Annotated in this window: 19 protein-coding genes; 7 read left to right on the top strand and 12 right to left on the bottom strand. The window is 70.4% G+C overall.

The genetic code is table 11. From position 1 onward, the window contains the following. Window positions 1-77 precede the first annotated feature (77 nt). Entirely contained in the window at window positions 78-2,687 is a 2,610-nt protein-coding gene (locus ACFUPX_RS35290) for a PA14 domain-containing protein (RefSeq protein ID WP_383332234.1), read from the bottom strand. 203 nt (window positions 2,688-2,890) lie between these two features. Between ACFUPX_RS35290 and ACFUPX_RS35295 the strand changes: the two genes are divergently transcribed. From ACFUPX_RS35295 to ACFUPX_RS35315, 5 genes are all read left to right on the top strand, one after another. Next, entirely contained in the window at window positions 2,891-3,904 is a 1,014-nt protein-coding gene (locus tag ACFUPX_RS35295) for a LacI family DNA-binding transcriptional regulator (RefSeq protein ID WP_383332165.1), read from the top strand. 154 nt (window positions 3,905-4,058) lie between these two features. Next, on the top strand, window positions 4,059-5,156 hold the full coding sequence (locus tag ACFUPX_RS35300; RefSeq protein ID WP_383332167.1) for an ABC transporter substrate-binding protein: 1,098 nt from the start codon (window positions 4,059-4,061) through the stop codon (window positions 5,154-5,156). Between the two features lies 1 nt (window position 5,157). Then, window positions 5,158-6,678, top strand: a complete 1,521-nt coding sequence (locus tag ACFUPX_RS35305; RefSeq protein WP_383332169.1) for a sugar ABC transporter ATP-binding protein — start codon at window positions 5,158-5,160, stop codon at window positions 6,676-6,678. A gap of 98 nt (window positions 6,679-6,776) precedes the next feature. Then, window positions 6,777-7,742 (top strand): ABC transporter permease, encoded by a 966-nt coding sequence (locus tag ACFUPX_RS35310; RefSeq protein ID WP_383332171.1) that lies wholly within the window; start codon window positions 6,777-6,779, stop codon window positions 7,740-7,742. A gap of 29 nt (window positions 7,743-7,771) precedes the next feature. Further along, the gene (locus ACFUPX_RS35315) at window positions 7,772-8,761 is read left to right on the top strand and encodes an ABC transporter permease (RefSeq protein WP_383332236.1); all 990 of its coding nucleotides are present in this window, start codon (window positions 7,772-7,774) and stop codon (window positions 8,759-8,761) included. Window positions 8,762-8,777: 16 nt separating this feature from the next. On the opposite strand, the gene glgC is transcribed toward ACFUPX_RS35315, so the two are convergent. From glgC to ACFUPX_RS35335, 4 genes are read right to left on the bottom strand one after another with little or no spacing between them, the layout of a single operon-like run. Beyond that, a complete protein-coding gene (gene glgC / locus ACFUPX_RS35320) occupies window positions 8,778-9,998 on the bottom strand; it encodes a glucose-1-phosphate adenylyltransferase (protein ID WP_383332173.1) in 1,221 nt (406 codons plus the stop codon). Window positions 9,999-10,020: 22 nt separating this feature from the next. Then, window positions 10,021-11,187 carry a glycogen synthase gene (gene glgA / locus ACFUPX_RS35325; protein WP_383332175.1) on the bottom strand — a complete coding sequence of 389 codons (1,167 nt, stop codon included), beginning with the start codon at window positions 11,185-11,187 and terminating at the stop codon, window positions 10,021-10,023. 52 nt (window positions 11,188-11,239) lie between these two features. Further along, window positions 11,240-11,980 carry a (2Fe-2S)-binding protein gene (locus tag ACFUPX_RS35330; protein ID WP_383332177.1) on the bottom strand — a complete coding sequence of 247 codons (741 nt, stop codon included), beginning with the start codon at window positions 11,978-11,980 and terminating at the stop codon, window positions 11,240-11,242. 11 nt (window positions 11,981-11,991) lie between these two features. Then, window positions 11,992-12,729 (bottom strand): class I SAM-dependent methyltransferase, encoded by a 738-nt coding sequence (locus tag ACFUPX_RS35335; protein ID WP_383332179.1) that lies wholly within the window; start codon window positions 12,727-12,729, stop codon window positions 11,992-11,994. A 423-nt stretch (window positions 12,730-13,152) separates the two neighbouring features. Here ACFUPX_RS35335 and ACFUPX_RS35340 point away from each other — a divergent pair, with 423 nt between their 5' ends. Next, window positions 13,153-14,166, top strand: coding sequence for a DMT family transporter (locus tag ACFUPX_RS35340; protein WP_383332181.1), 1,014 nt, complete (start codon window positions 13,153-13,155; stop codon window positions 14,164-14,166). Window positions 14,167-14,221: 55 nt separating this feature from the next. Here ACFUPX_RS35340 and ACFUPX_RS35345 read toward each other — a convergent pair whose 3' ends face one another. Continuing rightward, window positions 14,222-15,418, bottom strand: a complete 1,197-nt coding sequence (locus tag ACFUPX_RS35345) for a transglycosylase family protein (RefSeq protein WP_383332183.1) — start codon at window positions 15,416-15,418, stop codon at window positions 14,222-14,224. Between the two features lie 129 nt (window positions 15,419-15,547). Beyond that, window positions 15,548-16,519, bottom strand: coding sequence for an acetylxylan esterase (locus tag ACFUPX_RS35350; protein ID WP_383332185.1), 972 nt, complete (start codon window positions 16,517-16,519; stop codon window positions 15,548-15,550). A gap of 99 nt (window positions 16,520-16,618) precedes the next feature. Here ACFUPX_RS35350 and gndA point away from each other — a divergent pair, with 99 nt between their 5' ends. Next, entirely contained in the window at window positions 16,619-18,061 is a 1,443-nt protein-coding gene (gene gndA / locus ACFUPX_RS35355) for an NADP-dependent phosphogluconate dehydrogenase (protein WP_383332187.1), read from the top strand. 16 nt (window positions 18,062-18,077) lie between these two features. Here gndA and ACFUPX_RS35360 read toward each other — a convergent pair whose 3' ends face one another. The 5 genes from ACFUPX_RS35360 to panD all read right to left on the bottom strand — a co-directional run bounded on the left by ACFUPX_RS35360 (window position 18,078) and on the right by panD (window position 20,318). Continuing rightward, complete coding sequence (locus tag ACFUPX_RS35360; protein ID WP_383332189.1) at window positions 18,078-18,266, bottom strand: hypothetical protein; 189 nt, start codon at window positions 18,264-18,266, stop codon at window positions 18,078-18,080. Between the two features lie 96 nt (window positions 18,267-18,362). After that, a complete protein-coding gene (locus tag ACFUPX_RS35365) occupies window positions 18,363-18,809 on the bottom strand; it encodes a nitroreductase family deazaflavin-dependent oxidoreductase (RefSeq protein ID WP_383332191.1) in 447 nt (148 codons plus the stop codon). A 65-nt stretch (window positions 18,810-18,874) separates the two neighbouring features. After that, on the bottom strand, window positions 18,875-19,537 hold the full coding sequence (locus ACFUPX_RS35370; RefSeq protein WP_383332193.1) for an aspartate/glutamate racemase family protein: 663 nt from the start codon (window positions 19,535-19,537) through the stop codon (window positions 18,875-18,877). After that, complete coding sequence (locus tag ACFUPX_RS35375; protein ID WP_383332195.1) at window positions 19,534-19,881, bottom strand: GNAT family N-acetyltransferase; 348 nt, start codon at window positions 19,879-19,881, stop codon at window positions 19,534-19,536. The genes ACFUPX_RS35370 and ACFUPX_RS35375 overlap by 4 nt, the downstream gene beginning before the upstream one ends. After that, window positions 19,878-20,318: an aspartate 1-decarboxylase gene (gene panD, locus ACFUPX_RS35380; protein WP_383332197.1), complete on the bottom strand. Its 441-nt coding sequence runs from the start codon at window positions 20,316-20,318 to the stop codon at window positions 19,878-19,880. Before panD ends, ACFUPX_RS35375 begins: the two co-directional genes overlap by 4 nt. Window positions 20,319-20,333 lie beyond the last annotated feature (15 nt).

Raw genomic sequence — 20,333 nt, forward strand, 5'->3', positions numbered from 1 at the left:
TGGCCCCCCCGGGTGGGGGCGTTCCTCAACCGGGCGCCCGGCCCCGCCGCCGGGCCGGGCGCGCCCGCGGGCTGGGGTCAGGAACCCGAGCACCCCGCCGGGTCCGGCCGCGACGCGTCGCTGATCAAGGCCTCATGTGCTGCCTTGAGTCGCTTCACGTCGGGCTTGATGACCCTGCGGTCGTAGGTGAGCAGGCCGTTCAACTCGCCCTCCACATCCGAGATCTGGGTGTAGACGGCGCCGTTGCCGCCCTTGCAGGCGAGCTTGTGGACCTCGTCGAGCTTGGTGAGGTAATCGTCCGTGTACGTCGCCGGGTCCACGTCGACGTAGCTCTGCTGCACGGACCAGGCGTGGCCCGGCACGGCGAGTCCGAGGCCGCCGTACTCTCCGTTGAGCTGCGCCCGCACGCCGTCGGGCTTGGGCGGCAGGGCCGGGCTCGGGTAGCCGTGCTCGTCCATGATGTCGCCGGTGCCGCCGTCGCGCCCGAGGTTGAGGCCCGACATGCCGTTGACCAGGCGGGTCGGGTCCCAGGACTTGGCCTGGGTGGCGATGCGGCCCTCGTCGTACTGGCCCCAGCCCTCGTTGAAGGTGACCCACATGACGATCGACGGGTGGTTGGTGTGCTCGTCGATCATCTGCTTCATCTCGGACTCGTACTGGGCGCGCGCCGCCGTGCTCGGGTTGCGGCCCGCGTCCATCGACGGCATGTCCTGCCACACCATCAGGCCCAGCTTGTCCGCCCAGTAGAACCAGCGGTCCGGCTCCACCTTGATGTGCTTGCGCACCGAGTTGAAGCCCATCTCCTTGTGCATCTTGAGGTCGTACGCCAGCGCCTCGTCGGTCGGCGCGGTGTGCAGTCCGTCCGGCCAGAAGCCCTGGTCGAGCGTGGCCATCAGGAACTGGGGCTTGCCGTTGAGCATCGTGCGCGGGGTGCCGTCGACCTTCTCCACCGCGATGGAGCGCATCCCGAAGTAGCTCTTGACGGCGTCCCGGCCGACGGTGACCTTCAGGTCGTAGAGGAAGGGGTCGTCCGGCGACCAGAGGTGCGGCTTGGCGATCTTCAGCTTGAGCGGTGTGCCCGTGCGTCCGCTCGCCTCGGCGACCTTCTTCTTGCCCGCGTACGCGACCGCCTTGACCGGCACTCCGTCGCGTACGCCCTTCGGCTCGACGGTGACCTGCTTGGTCGCCACGTCGGGCGTGATCTTGAGCGAGTCGGCGTGGTCGGCCGCGACCGGCTCCATCCACACCGTCTGCCAGATGCCGGACGTCGGGGTGTACCAGATGCCGCTCGGGTCCAGGCGCTGCTTGCCGACCGGCGGGTTCTCGCCGTCCTTGCCGTCGGTCGGGTCGTAGACGCCGACGATCAGCTCCTGGGTCTTGCCCGGCTTCAGCGCGTCCGTGATGTCGGCGCTGAACTTGTCGTAGCCGCCCTTGTGTTCGGCGACCTTCTTGCCGTTGACGAACACCTCGGACTGCCAGTCGACCGCGCCGAAGTTGAGCTTGAGGCGCTTGCCGTCGCCGACCTTCCAGCCCTGCGGGACGGTGAAGGTCCTGCGGTACCACATGCGGTCCTCGTGCCGCTGGAGGCCGGAGAGCTGGGACTCCACGGGGTAGGGGACGAGGATCTTCTCGCCGAGCTGCTTGCCGACCGGGGGCTTCTCGCCGGCCTTGGCCGAGGCGAACTGCCAGGAGCCGTTGAGGTTGCGCCAGGCGTCGCGGGTCAGCTGGGGGCGGGGGTACTCGGGCAGTGCGTTGTCCGGGCCCACGTCATCCGCGAACTTGGTGCGCAGCTGGTGCTCGGAGTGGTTGGGGCCGCTGCTCCAGAACGCGGCGACCGCCTTGCCGTCGTCGCCGGTCAGGCCGCCCTTGCCGTCGTAGCGCAGGTCGGCGGTGCCCTTGGCCGTGCCCTCCTTGTTGCCGACCACGGGCTCCTTGAGGCCCACGAGCAGGGCGCGTGCGTCCTTGGGGTCGGCCTTGACGGTGCTGATGGGCCACTTGGCGCCGCCGATGACGGCCTCGATGTGGGTGGCGAGGTCCTGCGGGGGCGCCGCCAGCTTCTGGGCGAAGTCGAGCCTCAGGGTGCGGCCGTCCTTGAGGACCGTGGCGGCGGTGGCTCCGTCGTACTCGAAGCCGTCGGGGAGGCGGAAGGCCGACTGCGGGATCGCCACCTTGCTGCCGCCGGGCTCGGTCCAGCGCAGGTGGAGGTTGGAGCCGCCGTAGTGCTCGAAGTACTCGACCTTGATGTCGTAGGCCTTGCCGGCCTCCAACTCGACCGGCTTCGCGGTCTGTTCCTTGTCCCAGTCGTCGACCCAGTGGTCGATGGCGAGCTTGCCGTCGACCCAGAGCCGGAAGCCGTTGTCGCCGATCATCGAGAAGGTGTGGGACCCGGTCTTCGCCGGGACGACCTTGCCGGTCCAGCGGACGGTGGCGTCATCCGCCTTCCCGGTGGCGAAGGTCAGGCGCGGGTCGAGGTTGTCGAAGTCGATGCGCTGGTCGAAGCCGGTTGCCTTGAGCTCGTGGAAGTCGAAGGCTCCGGGGGCGGACTGGGTGTAGTACTCGCCCTTCAGGCCGTGGACTTCGGGGGGTTCGTCGGCCGCTGTGGCGGCCGGCACGGCGGTGAGTCCGGCGAAGGCGAGGGCGACGGTGAGCAGCAATATCAGTCGCTGCCGCACTCGTCTGGGTCGGATCGGGCGCACGGATCCTCCATTGCTCGAAGCGGTGCTTGAAGGCTGAGGAAGGGGGTGGCGGCTCGCCGCCGCAGTCTGTACAACGGCTCTGTACAACGTTGGAAGGAACGGCAGTTGGCATGACAGCACGCTCTCCGGCGCGCTGTCCAGGGTCATGACAATCACCCCAGGACAGGGGTGCACACCGACGCAGGGAGCTGCACGTGCGGGTAAGCCTCAAAGACGTCGCAGAGCGCGCGGGCGTCTCCATCAAGACCGTTTCGAACGTGGTGAACAAGTACCAGCACGTCACCCCGGCGATGCGGGCCCGCGTCCAGGAGGCCATCGACGAGCTGGGCTACCGACCGAATTTGACGGCGCGTCATCTGCGCAAGGGCCGTACGGGAATCATCGCGCTCGCCGTCCCCGAGCTGGGAAACCCCTACTTCGCCGAGCTGGCGGGCGCGGTCATCGACGCGGCGGCCGAGCATGATTTCACCGTCCTGCTCGACCACACCCGCGGCGAGCGCGAGCAGGAGGTCCTGGTCAGCCAGGGTTTCCGGGCCCGGGTGATCGACGGTCTGATACTGAGCCCGCTGGAGCTGGAGTCGGACGACCTGCTCGGCCGCGAGGACGACGTACCGCTGGTGCTGCTCGGCGAGCGCCAGTACGACCTGCCCTACGACCACATCGCGATCGACAACGTGGCGGCGGCCCGCGTGGCGGTGCGCCACCTGATCAGCCGGGGGCGCACCCGCATCGCGTACCTCGGCGCCCGGACGGACTCCGCGAACCGCCCCGCGAACCTGCGACTCCAGGGCTGGCGCGAGGAGTTGACGCAGGCGGGAATCGCCGCGCCGGACAGTCTGGTGGGCCCGGTCGGCGGCTGGAACCGCTGGGACGGGGCGAAGGCGATGGCGCGGATGCTGGACGCGGGAGTGCGGCCGGACGCGGTCTTCGCGTACAACGACCTGGTGGCGATCGGCGCCATGCGGGTGCTGCACGAGCGCGGTCTGCGCGTGCCGTGGGACGTGGCGGTGGTCGGCTTCGACGACATCGCCGAGGGGCAGTTCGGGGCGGTCACGCTGACCACGGTCTCACCGGACAAACAGGCCATCGCCCGGCTCGCGGTGGCCTCGCTGCTGCGGAGTCTGGAGGGCCCTGAGGAGCCCGCGGGCCGTGAACTCGCGGCGCAATTCCGCCTGGTGGAGCGGGAGAGCACGCTGGGCCGGCGCTGACCGGCCGCGCCGACGGCCGGGGCCTCCCGTTGCGCGGAGGGTTTACAGCATCCTTCCAACGATGTAAAAAGCTCCCCGTACCGCCGAGTTGACCGCAAGTGCCATTCTCCCGTGAGCGCTCTCAGCGCCGGGGCCGTGCCGTTTTGGGGACTCCATGAAGCCGACCACACGCCTTAGCCGCACCTCAGCCAGGACCCTCCTCGCCGCCGGTCTCGCCGCGAGCCTCGCCCTCGCCACCGGATGCGCCAAGTCCGAGGACGACGGCGACAAGAGCTCCGCGTCGCAGGACAAGGGCGACTCGGGACAGGTCGTCTCGGAACCCAGCGAGGGCAGCGGCCCGACCTGCGCGATAGATGCCTACGGCGGCAAGAAGCTCGACCTCAAGAGCGCCACCGTCGGCTTCTCCCAGTCGGAGAAGGAGGCCAACCCCTTCCGCATCGCGGAGACGGCGTCCATCAAGGCCGAGGCGAAGAAGCGCGGCGTCAAGCTGCTCACCGCCAACGCCCAGTCGCAGTTCTCCAAGCAGATCAGCGACGTCCAGGACCTCATCGCCAAGGGCGCCGACCTGCTTGTCATCGCACCCCTGAACTCCGACGGCTGGGAGCCGGTCCTCCGCTCGGCCGCCGCCAAGCACATCCCGATCATCACCATCGACCGCAAGATCAACGCCAAGGCCTGCAAGGACTACGTCAGCTTCATCGGCTCGGACTTCGTCGAGCAGGGCAAGCGCGCGGCCGACCAGATGATCAAGTCGACGGGCGGCAAGGGCAAGGTCGCGATCCTGCTCGGCGCGGCGGGCAACAACGTCACCACCGAGCGCACCAAGGGCTTCCAGGACCGCATCAAGGAGAAGGCCCCCGACCTGAAGGTCGTCTTCAAGCAGACCGGCGAGTTCGCCCGCGAGAAGGGCCAGCAGGTCACCGAGCAGCTCATCCAGTCCAAGCCGGACATCAACGGTATCTACGCCGAGAACGACGAGATGGGCCTCGGCGCCGTCAACGCCCTCAAGGGCGCGGGCAAGAAGGCCGGTGACGTGAAGATCGTGACGGTCGACGGCACGCGCAACGCCGTGCAGGGCATCGTCGACGGCTGGATCGACGGCGTCATCGAGTCGAACCCGCGCTTCGGCCCGCTCGCCTTCCAGACCCTGGACACCTTCACCAAGGGCACGAAGGTCTCGCAGGACATCGTCATCAAGGACAGCGCGTACACGAAGGACAACGCCAAGGCGGACCTCGGCAAGGCGTTCTGAGATGTCCGACGTCCTCTCGGTCACCCACCTCAGCAAGACGTTCCCGGGCGTACGGGCCCTGGACGGGGTCGACTTCACCGCACGCGCAGGTGAGGTGCACGCCCTGATCGGCGAGAACGGCGCGGGCAAGTCGACCCTGATCAAGGTCCTGACAGGCGTCTACGCCCCGGACACGGGCAAGCTCACCTACAACGGCAACCAGGTCACCTTCTCCAGCCCTCTCGAGGCCCAGCACGCGGGCATCTCCACCATCTACCAGGAGGTCAACCTCGTCCCCCTGATGAGCGTGGCCCGCAACCTCTTCCTCGGCCGCGAGCCACGCAACCGGCTGGGCCTCATCGACTTCCGCCGGATGCACCGCGAGGCGGAAGAGGCCCTGCAACGCCTGGGCATCGGCGTCGACGTACGCCGCCCGCTGCGCGAACTGGGCGTAGGCACGCAGCAGATGGTGGCTCTGGCGCGGGCGGTCTCGGTCGACGCACAGGTCGTCATCATGGACGAGCCGACGTCGTCACTCGAACCCCGCGAGGTCCAGACCCTGTTCGGCGTCATCCGCATGCTGCGGGACCAGGGCATCGCGGTGATCTACGTCAGCCACCGCCTGGAGGAGCTCTACGAGGTGTGCGACACGGTCACGGTCCTGCGGGACGGCAAACTGGTGCACACGGGCCCGATAGCGGAACTCGACCGCCTCCGCCTCGTCGCCCTCATGCTGGGCCGCGAGGTCGGCGAGGTCCGCGAGGAGGGCGTGACAAAGTTCACCGGCGACCACGCTCCGGACACCCAACCGGTCCTCCAGGCAAGCAACCTGACGATGCGCCACCACCTGCACGACGTGTCGCTCGACATCCGCCCCGGCGAGGTGGTGGGCCTGGGCGGCCTGCTCGGCTCCGGCCGCAGCGAAACGGCAAAGGCGATAGCGGGAGCACTGCCACCGGATTCCGGCCACGTCATGATCGCGGGAGCCCCGGTCCGCACCGGCTCACCCCCGGCCGCGATCCGAGCAGGCATCAGCCTCCTCCCGGAGGACCGCAAGGCGGAGGGGATAGTCCCCGGCCTCTCGGTCCGCGAGAACATCGCCCTGGCCGCACTCCCCCGCCTCTCGCGCTTCGGCCTGGTGAACGAGGGCGCGATCGACTCCATCGTCGACACCTTCATGAAGCGCCTGCGCATCAAGGCATCGGGCCCGCACCAAAAAGTAGGTGAGCTGTCCGGCGGCAACCAGCAAAAGGTCCTGCTGGCCCGCTGGCTGGCCATGAACCCCAAGGTCCTCCTCCTGGACGAGCCCACCCGAGGCATAGACATCGGCGCGAAGGCCGAAGTCCAGAAACTCATAGACGAGTTGGCCAACGACGGCCTTGCGGTCCTCCTCATCTCCTCCGACATGGAGGAACTGATAGAGGGCTCGGACCGGGTCATAGTCCTCAAGGACGGCAAGGTCATCGAGGAACTGACCGGCACCAAGGTCACAGAGGACGCCCTCATGCGAGCGATAGCAACCACAGGGGGCCCCGGTGAATGACCGGACGATGGCGAGGACGGACATACCGGCGCGGCCCCGCCCCCAAGTCGACCCGAAGCGCACCCGACGCCCCGCCGGCAGGCACCCCCGGAGCACCCATGACTGACCTGGCCCTGGGAGGCAAAGCCCCCGCCGACCGCGAGCGCGTCCTGCGCTACCTCCAGAACTACGGCGTCTACCTGGGCGTAGCCGTTCTCCTGATCCTCAACATCGCCCTGACCCCCCACTTCCTCTCCGCGGAGAACTTCCGCACCCAGGCGGTCCAGGTAGCCCCCGTCCTCATCGTCGCCCTGGGCATGGCCCTGGCCATCGGCAGCGAGGGCGTGGACCTCTCCGTCGGCTCGGTCATGGCGCTCTCCACGTCCCTCCTCTCCCTCTACCTGGGCTATGGGACATGGATCGCACTCATCGTCGCGCTCATCGGCGGCGCGGCCATCGGCCTGGCCAGCGGCTCCCTCATCGCGTTCATCGGCGTCCAGCCCATCGTGGCGACACTGGCCTTGATGGTCGCCGGCCGCGGACTCGCCCTGGTGCTGCTCCCCCAGCTCAAGGACGTCCGCGACCCGACGATGGCGAGCCTCGGCTCCGGCGCGGTCCTCGGCATCCCCTACCTGGTCCTGATCGCGGCGGCCCTCGCGCTCATCGTCGCCTTCGTCGTCAAGCGCACCACCTTCGGCCGCCAGCTCCTGGCCATCGGCGACAGCCGCCCGGCCGCACGCCTCGCGGGACTCCCCGTACGCCGCGTACTGATCCTCGTGTACGTCTGCTCCGGCGTCCTCGCGGCCATCGCGGGCGTCCTGGCGACGGCCCGTCTCACCGCCAGCGACCCCACCTCACTCGGCAACCTCATGGAACTCTCCGCCATCACCGCCGTAGTGGTCGGCGGCACCCCGCTCAGCGGCGGACGCGTACGGATCGGCGGCACCGTAGCGGGCGCCGTCCTGATCCAGCTGCTCACCGCCACGCTCATCAAGCACGATCTGCCGCCCTCGTGGACACAGATCGCCCAGGCCGTAGTGATCATTCTCGCCGTCTACGCGGCACGGGAGAGGGGCAAGCGGTGACCGGCACCGTCCTATCCGAGGCCAAGCCCATGAAGAAGCCAGGGGACGAGCAGACCGGCGCGAGCCGCTCCGATCGCGTCAGCGCACTCGCCCAGCAGCACGGCGCCCTGGTCACCCTGGTGGTCGCCGTCATCGCGGCCTCGCTCAGCTTCGACACGTTCATGACCGGGGACAACCTGGAGAACATGGCGGTGTCCTCCGCGTTCCTCGCGGTCGTGGCGCTCGGCATGACGTTCGTGATCATCACGGGCGGCATCGACCTCTCCGTGGGGTCCCTGTTCGCACTCGGCGGCGTCCTCGCGGCCTGGGGCTCGCAGTACGGGACGGCGGTGGCGCTCCTGCTCCCGCTGGCCGTCTGCGGACTCATCGGCCTCGTCAACGGCCTCCTCATCGCCCGCTCCCGCCTGGCCCCCTTCATCGTGACGCTGGCCGCGATGCTCGGCGCACGCGGCATCCTCCTGTCCATCACCGACGAGGGCTCCAAGACCTACCTGGTCGACAAGGACTCGTTCTTCGCGACGCTCGGCCAGGGGAAACTCCTGGGCATCGGCGCCCCCGTCTGGATCACCCTGGCCCTCTTCGTCGTCGGCGCCGTCGTGCTGCGCCGCAGCCGCTTCGGCCAGTACGTGTACGCGGTCGGCGGCAACGAGGACGCGGCGGCCCTCATGGGCGCTCCCGTGGCCCGCACCAAGGTCACCGTCTACACCCTCTCCGGCCTCTGCGCGGGTCTCGCGGGCGCGCTCAACGCGGCCTGGCTGGTCTCGGGCGTCACCATCCTCGGCTCGGGCATGGAACTGGAGGCGATCTCCGCGGTCGTCATCGGCGGCACGCTGCTGACCGGCGGATTCGGCTTCATCAGCGGGTCACTCGTGGGCGTACTGCTCCTGAAGGTCATCCAGAACGTCATCAACCAGATCGGCTCGCTCGACTCCGCCTATCAACAGGTCGTCAGCGGCGCCTTCCTGGCCCTCGTGGTGATCGCCCAGACGTGGCTGGGCCGCAGGCGCCGGGTGCTGTAGAAGGCACACCCGGGTGTCACATGGGAACGGCCTGCCCCTTCCCCAGCGCGATCACGCCCCCCTTCGACACCGTGTACAGCTCTTCGTCCCGCTCGGGGTTGACCCCGATCGTCGCCCCGGGCGGGACGTCCACGTTCTTGTCCAGGACGGCGCCCCGCACCACCGCGCCCCTGCCCACACGGACGTTGTCGTGCAGCACCGAGCCCTGCACGACCGCCCCGTCCTCGATCGTCACCCCGGGCGAGAGCACGGAACGCGTGACCTGCCCCCGGATGACGCACCCGGGGCTGACGATGGACTCGCTCGCGATGCCCGCCGCGCAGAACTTGGCGGGCGGCAGACCCCCGGAGTGGGTGTAGATGGGCCAGCGCCGGTTGTCCAGGTTGAAGACCGGCTGGTCGGAGATCAGATCCATGTGTGCTTCGTAGTACGCGTCGAGTGAGCCGACGTCACGCCAGTAGCCGTGATCGCGCGCCGTCTCCCCGGGCACGTGGTTGTCGTCGAAGTCGTACAGCTGGGCCAGGCCGCGTTCGGTGAGCATGGGGATAATCGAACCACCCATGTCGTGCACGGAGTTGCCGTCCTCGGCATCCTGCTGGATCGCGTCGACGAGTGTCTTGGTCGTGAAGACGTAATTGCCCATGGAGGCGAACACCTCGTTCGGTGACCCGGGCAGACCGGGCGGGTCGGCGGGCTTCTCCAGGAAGCTGTCGACGCGCGTGCCGTCCCGCGAGGGCGTGATGACGCCGAACGATGCCGCGTCCGAGCGCGGCACACGGATCCCCGCGACCGTGACCCCCGCGCCGCTCTCGAAGTGCTGGCTCAGCATCTGGCGCGGATCCATGCGGTAGACGTGGTCGGCGCCGAACACCGCGATGTAGTCGGGCTGTTCGTCGTGTACGAGGTTGAGGGACTGCAGGATCGCGTCCGCGCTGCCCAAGTACCAGCGGGGACCAAGACGTTGCTGCGCCGGGACCGGGGTGACGTAGTTGCCCAGGAGGCTGGACATCCGCCAGGTGGTGGTGACGTGCCGGTCCAGGGAGTGCGACTTGTACTGGGTCAGTACGCAGATCCGCAGGACGTCGCCGTTGACGAGATTGGAGAGCACGAAGTCGACGAGGCGGTACGTACCGCCGAACGTGACCGCTGGTTTGGCCCGGTCGGCCGTGAGGGGCATCAGGCGCTTTCCCTCACCGCCCGCCAGGACGATTCCGAGCACCGAAGGTCCACCGCGCATCGCGCCGCCCCCTTAACTGGGATCACTTGGACTCGAGTAACTCCGCGTACACCTCGGTCGTGCGTCGCGCGACCGCGTCCCAGCCGAACTCCCGGACGGCGCGGTCGCGTCCGGCGGCGCCCATGCGGGTCGCGGCGCGCGGATCGGCGACCAGTTCGTTCAGGGCCCGCGCGAGCCGCGCCTCGAAGGCCGCCGGCTCCTTCTCCTCGTACGGGACGAGGAGTCCCGTACTTTTGTCGGCGACTACCTCGGGGATGCCCCCGACGTCCGACGCCACGACCGGCGTGCCGCACGCCATCGCCTCCAGGTTGACGATGCCGAGCGGCTCGTACACGGACGGGCAGACGAACACCCGTGCATGGGTGAGGAGTTGGACGATCTGCGGGCGCGGCAGCATCTCCGGGATCCAGTGGACTCCCGCGCGGGCGCGGCTCAGCTCCTCGAAGAGGGTGCGGAACTCGGCGTCGATCTGCGGGGTGTCGGGGGCTCCGGCGCAGAGCACGAGCTGGGCTGCCGGGTCCAACTCCTTCGCGGCGCGCAGCAGATGGGGCACGCCCTTCTGCCGGGTGATGCGTCCGACGAACAGGACGAAGGGCCGCTCGGGGTCGATGCCCAGGCGCTCCAGGACGTCCGTGCCGGGGTCGGGGCGGTAGAGGGCGGTGTCGATGCCGTTGTGGACGACGTGCACCTTCGCCGGGTCGATGGCGGGGTAGCAGCCGAGGATGTCGGCCCGCATGCCGCGCGAGACGGCGATCACGGCGTCCGCGGACTCCACGGCGGTGCGCTCGGCCCAGCTGGAAAGGGCGTACCCACCGCCCAGTTGCTCGGCCTTCCAGGGGCGCAGGGGCTCGAGGGAGTGCGAGGTCATGACGTGCGGGATGCCGTGCAGGAGCTTGCCGAAGTGGCCCGCGAGGTTGGCGTACCAGGTGTGGGAGTGGACGAGGTCGCACCCGGTGAGCGCGGCCGCCATGGAGAGGTCGACGGAGAAGGTGCGCAGTGCGTCGTTGGCGCCGTCCAGGGCGTCCCAGGCCTGGTGGCGCACGAGCCCGTCGGCGGCCGGCCGATTTCCCCAGCAGTGCACGTCGACGTCGACGAGGGCCTCTAACTCCCTTGCGAGGAACTCGACATGGACTCCGGCTCCGCCGTAGACATCCGGCGGATACTCCCGGGTGAGCAGTCCCACTCGCACGCAGCACCCCCCGTCCGTCCGCCCCAGCCGTCGGTCGCCCGCCCCCTCATGGTCACCCAGAAGCGCCCGGCGGGGAAGAGGTCCGCACCGACCTCTGGGGCGGCCGGTCGAAGCAGCAGTCCCCGCACACGCCGCCGTCGGGGCAGCGGTAGTAGAGGCAGCAGCTGCGGCGGCGGAACGCGGTGCCGCTCAGGGTTCCGGTGGAGCGCAGGTCGGGGTGGTCGAAGAGTTCGACGGCCAGCGCCCGTGCCCGCTCCCCCACGTCGGTACGTCCGGTGCGGCGCGCCCAGGTGTCCAGCTCGCGGGCCGCTCCGGCGAGCGCGGAGCCCGCGTTGCCCCACAGGAGGGGTGCGGAGATCCGGTACCGCGTGCGCAAAACGTCGGCCAGGGGCGCCAGATGGCCGTGCTGCACGACGTCCCGGATGCTCGCGGCGTCGCCGGGCCGCGTGCCCAGGTCCGTCAGCCACAGGTCGTCGGGCGAGGTGCCGTCCGCGTCCCAGTGCAGCAGCGCCGGGTCGAGGTCGGGCACCTGGCCGTGGAGCGCGGCCGAGCCGAGCGCCACGGACCACAGGCGCGCCGCGAGCCCCAGTTGCGCCACGGACACGGCGATACGCGCCTCGGGCGCCCCGAGGCGGGCGGCGACCTTGTCGACGCGGAACGCGAGGGGCCCGCCGTCTCCCGCGTAGAGCCGTGCCAGGGGCGTGACGTGGGCGCCGCCGGGTGGCGCCCCGGTGCGCAGGGCGAAGAATCCGCCGACGGAGCCGACTTCGGTGAGGTCGAGAGGGGCATTCACGAGAGCAGAGCCTAGGCGTCCCTGCGGAACAGGGCCGTCCAGAGGAAGGGCTCACCGAAGTACGCGGAGTCGGCGGGTTCGTCGCGCATGCGGCGCAGTTCGACCTCCGTGAAGTCGGAGAAGATCCAGCGCAGTGACTCCGGCGTGTAGGCGAGGCCGCCCTGGAGCCCGGACGCGCGGTAGAAGTCCGCGTCGGGCAGTTCGGAGCCGGAGCCCCCCTCGCCGGCGGCGAAGCTGGTGAGGGCGAGGTGGCCGCCGGGGGCCAAGGCGCGGTCGAGCAGGGAGAGGTAGCTGACGCGGCGGTGGGGCGGCAGGTGGTGGAAGCAGCCCGAGTCGTGGATGAGGTCGTACGGGCCGCCCAGTTCGGCCGCCGTGAGCGCGAAGGCGTCGCCGCGGTGGAAGCGGATGTCCGCCCCGGCCTCGCGGGCCCGCTCCTCGGCCCAGGCGACGGCCTGCGGGGAGAGGTCGACGGCGTCCACCCGGAACCCCAGGGAGGCCAGATACAGCGCGTTGCGGCCGGGGCCGCAGCCCAGATCGAGTGCTCGGCCCGGGGTGAGCAGGCCCCGGTCCATGTAGGAGGCAAGGTTCTCGTCCGGTTTGGCCACGAAGAACGGCACCGGGCGTGAGCGGTCGGTGTAGAAGCCGTCCCACCAGCTCGCCGCGTCGGCACTCCAGCGGTCGGCTGTTGGCGCGAACATGCCGTCCATGAGCTTCAGGACGTCGTCGACACTGCGTATGTTCCGGTGCATCCGGACCCCTTTCCACGAGGGTCAAGAATATGACCGGGCACCGTAAAAGCCCAGGTCAGATGGCTTCCTGGTAAATCCGCAGGAAGCTTTTCGAGGAGCTGGGAGCACACTGGAGGGGCGGCACCCCGCAAGAGGCACGCGGTCGCGCACACAGCGCGCCCAGTGGCCTGGAAGGGGGTGCTCAGGAGGGCGCTCACGCAAGAATTTTCGAGAGTCTGGATGATCCACCGAACCGCGGCGTAACCCACCCGGGGGAGGACATCTCCCCGGTCGTACTCCATCGGTAGTAGGACCCAATGCCTGCTGAGGTACGACGACGTGGAGCGAAATCCGCGAGATCGTAGTGAGTATGGAAGCCGACCGTTCGCCGCACCGGACGCCCCGGGCCCACCAGGGGGCGCGACGCAAGCCGTGGAGCACCTCATGAGTGCCCTCACGCTCGCCGTGGTGCTCTCCCTCGTCTCCGCCGTGGCGTACGCGGGCGGGGCCATCCTGCAGGAGCGCGTCGCCGTGAGCACGCCGGAGCGACGGTACGCCCCGCTGCGCCGCGGCGCCTGGTGGGTCGCCATCGCGCTGAACGGCCTCGGTGCGCTGCTGCACGTGGTGGCGCTCGCGTACGGGCCGCTGAGCCTGGTGCAGCCCCTCGGCGCCCTCACCATCGTCTTCGCGCTGCCGATGGCCGCGCTCTTCGTGCGCCGCAAGGCGGGGGCCACCGCGTGGCGCGGCGCGATCATGGCGACCGTGGGCCTTGCCGGACTGCTCTCGCTGACGCAGTCGGCCGACGCGCAGTCCCTGGACGACGCCGAGCGGGTCATGGTGGCGCTGGTGACGGCGGGGGCCGTGGTGGCGCTCATCGTCGTGGCGCACGCGGTGCACCGGCATCCGGTGGTGCGCAGCGTGCTGCTGGCCAGCGCGGCGGGCGTCGCCTTCGGCATCGCCTCGGTGTTCACCAAGACGGTGGCGGTGGACCTGGAAGCGCACGTGTCCCTGACGCGGCAGGTGCCGAGCCTCGCCGTGATCGCGGTCCTGGCGGCGGCCGGTGTGCTGATCTCGCAGGCGTCGTACCGAGGAGCGGGTCTCGCGGCGCCGCTGTCGACGGTGACGGTCGTGAACCCGGTCGTGGCGGCCGCGGTGGGCCTCACGCTCTTCGACGAATCGTTCCGCTACGGCTCGGCGGGCACGGCCGTGGCCCTGGGCTTCGGTGTCGTCGCGGCGGGCGGTCTGATCCTGCTGACCACGGAGCGGATCGGCGCGGCGCAGGGTGCGTCGGCGCCGACGGTGCAGGTGGCCAAGGGCGGCCCGGGGGCCGCGGATCCGGCGGCCCCCGAGATCCGGCGGCCGGAAGAGCTGCCCGCGGTGCCTTCGCAGCCGACGACCGGGCCGCACCGGCGGGCGCTGTTCCGCCACGGCCACGGCCGCGAGCGCATCGGCTCCTGAAGCACGCACAGCACACAGAGCGAAGCCCCTGGGATCTCCCAGGGGCTTCGGTCTTTCAGATGCGGACGCCGCCGGCCCGCAGGTACGCGAGCGGATCCACGTCGGAGCCGAACCCGGGTCCCGTCCGCACCTCGAAGTGCAGGTGCGGGCCCGTGCTGTTGCCCGTGGACCCCGAGCGCGCGATGCGCTGGCCCGCGCCGACCTTCTGGCCGCTCTTCACGGTGAGCGCCGAGAGGTGGCCGTACTGGGAGTACTTGCCGTCGGCGTGCCGGATCACCACTTCGTAGCCGTACGAACCGCCCCAGCCCGCAGACACGACCGTGCCCGCGGCGACCGCCTTCACCGAAGTGCCGGTGGCCACGGGGAAGTCGACTCCCGTGTGGTAGCCCTTCGACCAGGAGCCGCCCGCGGCGCGGTAGGGCGTGCTCGGCGATGCGGCCACGGGTGCGGAGAGGCCGTGCGAGGCCTGGGCGGGCTCGGCCTTCTTGGGTTCGGCCTTCTTCGGCTCGGCCTTGGCCTGCGGCTTCGGTTCGGCCCGCTGCTTGGCCTCCGTGCGCGGCTTCGGCGGGGTCTGCGGCTTCCCGGCCTTCTTCCGCGAGGCTTCGAGGGCGAGCCGCTGACCCGGTGTGATCAGGTCGGGGTCGCCGCCGATCGTCGTGCGGTTGGCCTCGTACAACTGCCGCCAACCGCCCCCGACCCGGCGCTCGTCGGCGATCTGGGAGAGCGTGTCGCCGCGGACGACCGTGTACATCTGGCCGCGGCCCGCGGTGGACTGCGGGGTCACTTCCGGCTTGACGTCCTTGGCCTCGCGCTGGGGGGCCTTCGGCGCCGCCTTCTTGGGCGCGCTCGCCGGCGTGACGTCGGGCGCGTCTCCGCCGCGCGTCAGGCCCGCCCGCTCGGAGCAGACCGGCCAGGCACGCGGGCCCTGCGCCTTGAGGACCTTCTCGGCGACGGCTATCTGCTGGTCCTTGGTGGCGCGGTCGGCGCGCGGGGCGTAGGCGGTGCCGCCGTACGCCTCCCAGGTGGACTGCGTGAACTGGAGGCCGCCGTAGAAGCCGTTTCCGGTGTTGATGCTCCAGTTGTTCGTGGACTCGCAGGCCGCCACCTTGTTCCAGGTGTCGACGTCGGCCGCCTGTGCCGTGCCGGTGCCGATCAGTGGCAGCGCCATCCCGGCGCCGCCCGCCGTCACGGTCAGCGACGCACGGTTGATCCGGTTCGGCTGATACCGGCGGTGACGACCGCGTACGGCCATGGGAGCCCCCTCAGTCACGCACATCACAGTCACGTCAGAACAGTCACGTCAGACACACGACAAGGCGGCAAGTTAGCCGGTCCGACCGAACCGTGACAAGGGCGCACGACCGAGGGGGCGCACCAACCGTCAGCCCTTCAAATGCCGCGGAAGCCACTGGAGTTGAACATTCTGCTGGTAGGGGCCGCCGCCCTCGTGATCGTTGAAGGAGTACACCTCCATCGAAGTCTCCGCTCCCGTATAGGCGTTGTGCGCCGCGAACACGGTGGACGGCGGGCACGTCATGTCCTCCAGCGCCGTCGAGAAGAGCGCGGGCGCCGTGCCGCGCGCCGCGAAGTGCACGCCGTCGAAGTAGGAGAGCGTACGGAAGACGCGCTCCTCCGCGCCGCGCTTCGCCTTCATGTAGAGGGCGATCTCCCGGTAGGGCGGCCGTTCTGTGAGGGTCGTGGAGCGCGGGAAGTCGCACAGGAACGGCACGTCGGATGCGATCGCCGCCAGGTCGTGGACGAGTCCGCCGACGGCGAGCGTGATCCCGCCGCCCTGGCTGCCGCCGACCGCGGCGACGCGCGAGGAGTCCACCAGCGGATGCGTACGGGCCGCCTCGACCGCGCGTACGCCGTCGGTGAAGACGCGCCGGTAGTAGTACTCGTGCGGGTCCTCGATGCCGCGCGTCATGTAGCCGGGGTAGGCGGGGCCGCTGCCGACCGGGTCGGGGGTGTCGCCCGCCGAGCCGCCGCTGCCCTGTCCCCGGGTATCCATCACGAAGTGCGCGAAGCCGGCCGCCGACCACAGCAGGTGCTCGTGCGGGAGACCGCGGCCGCCGCCGTATCCGATGTACTGGACGACGGTGGGCAGCGGCTCGGTCGTCCCGGCGGGAAGTATCAGCCAGCCCTTGACCGGGTGGCCGCCGAACCCGGCGAACGTCACGTCGAAGACGTCGACCGTGCTCAGGTGCGCGTCGACGGGCTCGAAGCGGGCGTCCAGGTCGTGCTCACGTGCGGCCGAAAGGGTCTTCTCCCAGAAGGCGTCGAAATCCTCGGGCTCGGCCAGGTCGGGCCGGTAGCGGCGCAGTTCGTCGAGCGGCATGTCGAAATGGGGCACGGGCGGCTCCTCCGTCGGACACAGTGTCGGAATGTCACGCTACGCCGCGGGGCAATACTGGCGAACACCACCGGCACTTTCATCCCCAGGAGCCACGGCATGAGCAGCACGTCAGCCCAGATCGGTGTCACAGGCCTCGCGGTCATGGGGCGCAATCTGGCCCGCAACTTCGCACGCAACGGCTACACCGTCGCCCTGCACAACCGCACGGCGGCCAAGACCCGGGCGCTGGTCGAGGAGTTCGGCCACGAGGGCGAGTTCATCGCCACCGAGACGGCGAAGGAGTTCGTCGCTGCCCTCGAGCGCCCGCGCCGCCTCGTCATCATGGTGAAGGCGGGCGATCCCACGGACGCCGTCATCAAGGAGTTCGCGCCGCTCATGGAGGCGGGCGACATGATCATCGACGGGGGCAACGCGCACTTCGCGGACACCCGGCGCCGCGAGCGCGAACTGCGCGAGCAGGACATCCACTTCGTCGGCACGGGCGTCTCCGGCGGCGAGGAGGGCGCGCTGCTCGGCCCGAGCATCATGCCGGGCGGCTCCCCGGAGTCGTACGCCTCGCTCGGCCCGATGCTGGAGAAGATCTCGGCGAAGGCGAAGGACGGCTCCCCGTGCGTCACACACGTCGGTCCGGACGGCGCGGGGCACTTCGTGAAGATGGTGCACAACGGCATCGAGTACGCCGACATGCAGCTGATCGCCGAGGCGTATCAGCTGCTTCGCGATGTGGCGGGCTACTCCCCCGCGCAGATCGCGGACATCTTCCGCACCTGGAACACCGGCCGCCTGGACTCGTATCTGATCGAGATCACGGCGGAGGTCCTGAAGCACGTGGACGCCGCGACGGGTGAGCCGTTCGTGGACGTGGTGCAGGACCAGGCCGAGCAGAAGGGCACCGGCCGCTGGACCGTGCAGATCGCCCTCGACCTGGGCGTCCCGGTGTCGGGCATCGCGGAGGCGGTGTTCGCCCGCTCGCTGTCGGGCCACACCGAACTGCGGGAGGCGTCCAAGGAGTTGGCGGGCCCGACGGCGCGTGCGCTGAGCGAGGCCGAGGCCGCGGCCTTCGCCGACCAGGTCGAGCAGGCGCTGTACGCGTCGAAGATCGTGTCGTACACGCAGGGCTTCCACGAGGTCGCCGCGGGCAGCGAGGAGTACGGCTGGGACATCGACCTGGGCGCGGTCGCCGCCATCTGGCGCGGCGGCTGCATCATCCGCGCCGCCTTCCTGGACCGCATCCGCGCCGCGTACGACACGCGCGCGGACCTGCCGAGCCTGCTCTCGGACAAGACGTTCGCGCAGGAGATCGGCGCGGCCCAGGACGACTGGCGCGCGGTCCTGGTCGCGGCCACCCAGCAGGGTGTGCCCACGCCGGGCTTCTCGGCGGCCCTCGCGTACTACGACGCGTTGCGCGCGGACCGCCTGCCGGCCGCTCTCACGCAGGGACAGCGGGACTTCTTCGGGGCGCACACCTATCGGCGTACGGACCGCGAGGGTTCGTTCCACACCCTGTGGGGCGGTGACCGCTCGGAGGTGCGGGCCTGACGGCCTCCTCCTGACGTCAGACCGGCTTCGGTTCCGTCTCGGGTTCCGGAGCCGGCGGCGGCAGCGGGGTCGGCGGCGGCCCCGGCGTGGGACGCGGCACGGGGCCCGGTCCTGGCGCGGGGCGCTCGGGGTCGGGCACCGGGCTCGGCCCGCCCGGGTCGGGGATCGGGCTCGGCGGCACGGGGTCGGGGTACGGGACGGTCATGTCTCCTCCATCGACGTCGGAGATCGGTCGTGTCCACTCTCTCCCGCCTCGCGTGCCCACGCCTGCCGAGTTAACGCGTCCGCGGGCCGTGCGACCTCAGTCCTGGACGCGGCTGAGCCGCACGACGGGGATGTCGCGTTCCGTCTTGGCCTGGTAGTCCGCGTAGAGGGCGAAGAGCTCGACCAGGCTCGGCCAGACCCGGGCCTTGTCCTCGGCCGACAGGGTCTCGGCACGGGCGGCGAACCGCTCCTCGGTGCCCACACGCAGGCGCACGTCGGGCTCCGCGACGATGTTGCGGTACCACAGGGGGTGCTCGTCGTCGCCGCCGTTGGACGCCACGACGAGGTAGTCCTCGCCGTCGCGGCCGTAGATCAGTACGGTGCGGCGCAGCTGCCCCGTGCGCCGTCCGCGGTAGTCGAGCAGCAGGCAGGGAACGCCTTGGACCCCGGTGCCCGTGGTGCCGCCCGACTCCTCGTATCTGCGGGCCTGCTCGGCCACCCAGCCGGTGGGACTGACCACGGCCTCTTCGTCCTGCTGCGCCATGTCCGCTCCTGTGAAGTCGAAGGGGTACGCGGGAGACGAGCGGTCACTCATCTCCCGCGCTCAGCCTACGACTTGGCGTCCGCGCCGACCCGGAGCACCGCCACGGCCGCGCGCAGGCCGGGGCGTGGACTGGAGAGGACCGGTACGGCGAGGGTGGCGTGGTCCGCCGCCTGCGCCATGGACGCCTGGGCGAGGACGACGGCATCGACACCCTCCAGGGCGTCGACGGCATCGGCGATCAGCCGTACGTGGCCTGCCCTGTCCCCGGCTTCGAACCGCTCCCAGGCGCCTTCCACCAGGACCGTCGTGACGTCGACGGGCCGCCCGGCGCGGGCGGCCTCGTCCTCGACCAGGGCGCGGGTCGGGCCAAGGGTGCTCTCCAGGGTGGCGACGACGGCCACGCGGCGCCCGGCGGCCACGGCGGCGGCGGCCATGGGCCGGTCGACGCGCACGAGGGGGATGCCGACGGCCGCGGCGCGCGCCTCGGTGACGGCGCCGATCGTCGAGCAGGTGCAGAGCACGGCGTCCGCTCCCTCGGCGACGGCCCGCACGAGCAGCTCCTGGACGGCGTCGGCCACCGCCTCGGGGCCCTCGGCACCGGCGCGCGCGAGCAGCTCCTCGTGGACGAGGTGGCGCAGGGCGAGCCCCGGATGGTCCTGGTCGCGCAGCCCCTCGAAGACGGGGACGTGCACGGGCGAGGTGTGCAGCAGGGCGAGTGTCGGCGTCACCACGCGGACGGGTCCGACTTCACCTTGTCCAGGGCGGCGGCGACCAGCTCTCCCGAGGGGACGGGGGCCTCCTGCGGATGGCGCTCGGCCCACTTCACGACGTACGGACACAGGGGCGCGACGGCGACGCCTTCCCGAGCCGCCATCGCGTACAGCTCTCTGGCCAGCGATCCCGCGATGCCCTCCCCCTCGTGCGCGGGCACCACTTCGGTGTGCACCGGCACCAGGGCGGCTTCGGGCGCGTCCAGCGTGAAGTACACGATCTGGCCGACGACTTCGCCGTCCGCGCGCGCCTCCAGGGCGCCGCGCTCCCGGTCGTCGCGGATCTCGATCCCACTGCTCATCGGCTCTCCTGAAGGGCTGCCACGGCCTGCGGACCGCGGGCCATGTCGTCGGCGCCCGGCACCGGCGCGGACGCGTCGTTCCCGAGGGCCACGATGCGGTTGTCCTCGCCGTCGACATGCACGACCTTGGGCCGCAGGGTGCGTGCCTCGGCGTCGTCGACCTGGGCGTAGCTGATGATGATCACCCTATCGCCGGGGTGCACGAGGTGCGCGGCCGCTCCGTTGATGCCGATGACGCCGCTGCCGCGTTCGCCCTCGATGGTGTAGGTCTCCAGGCGGGCGCCGTTGGTGATGTCGACGATGTGCACGAGTTCACCCGGCAGCAGGTCGGCCGCTTCGAGGAGGTCGGCGTCGATGGTGACCGAGCCCACGTAGTGCAGGTCCGCCTGGGTGACCGTGGCACGGTGAATCTTGGACTTGAACATGGTGCGCAACATGGAAGCACTCCCTGA

This window comes from Streptomyces sp. NPDC057302 (assembly GCF_042667685.1).
GTDB lineage: Bacteria > Actinomycetota > Actinomycetes > Streptomycetales > Streptomycetaceae > Streptomyces.

Coding starts and splice junctions, on each gene's coding strand:
- ACFUPX_RS35300 (WP_383332167.1), top strand. CDS start 4,059: ATGAAGCCGACCACACGCCTTAGCCGCACCTCAGCCAGGACCCTCCTC.
- ACFUPX_RS35305 (WP_383332169.1), top strand. CDS start 5,158: ATGTCCGACGTCCTCTCGGTCACCCACCTCAGCAAGACGTTCCCGGGC.
- ACFUPX_RS35310 (WP_383332171.1), top strand. CDS start 6,777: ATGACTGACCTGGCCCTGGGAGGCAAAGCCCCCGCCGACCGCGAGCGC.
- ACFUPX_RS35315 (WP_383332236.1), top strand. CDS start 7,772: ATGAAGAAGCCAGGGGACGAGCAGACCGGCGCGAGCCGCTCCGATCGC.
- glgC (WP_383332173.1), bottom strand. CDS start 9,998: ATGCGCGGTGGACCTTCGGTGCTCGGAATCGTCCTGGCGGGCGGTGAG.
- ACFUPX_RS35335 (WP_383332179.1), bottom strand. CDS start 12,729: ATGCACCGGAACATACGCAGTGTCGACGACGTCCTGAAGCTCATGGAC.
- ACFUPX_RS35340 (WP_383332181.1), top strand. CDS start 13,153: ATGAGTGCCCTCACGCTCGCCGTGGTGCTCTCCCTCGTCTCCGCCGTG.
- ACFUPX_RS35345 (WP_383332183.1), bottom strand. CDS start 15,418: ATGGCCGTACGCGGTCGTCACCGCCGGTATCAGCCGAACCGGATCAAC.
- gndA (WP_383332187.1), top strand. CDS start 16,619: ATGAGCAGCACGTCAGCCCAGATCGGTGTCACAGGCCTCGCGGTCATG.
- ACFUPX_RS35360 (WP_383332189.1), bottom strand. CDS start 18,266: ATGACCGTCCCGTACCCCGACCCCGTGCCGCCGAGCCCGATCCCCGAC.
- ACFUPX_RS35365 (WP_383332191.1), bottom strand. CDS start 18,809: ATGGCGCAGCAGGACGAAGAGGCCGTGGTCAGTCCCACCGGCTGGGTG.
- ACFUPX_RS35375 (WP_383332195.1), bottom strand. CDS start 19,881: ATGAGCAGTGGGATCGAGATCCGCGACGACCGGGAGCGCGGCGCCCTG.
- panD (WP_383332197.1), bottom strand. CDS start 20,318: ATGTTGCGCACCATGTTCAAGTCCAAGATTCACCGTGCCACGGTCACC.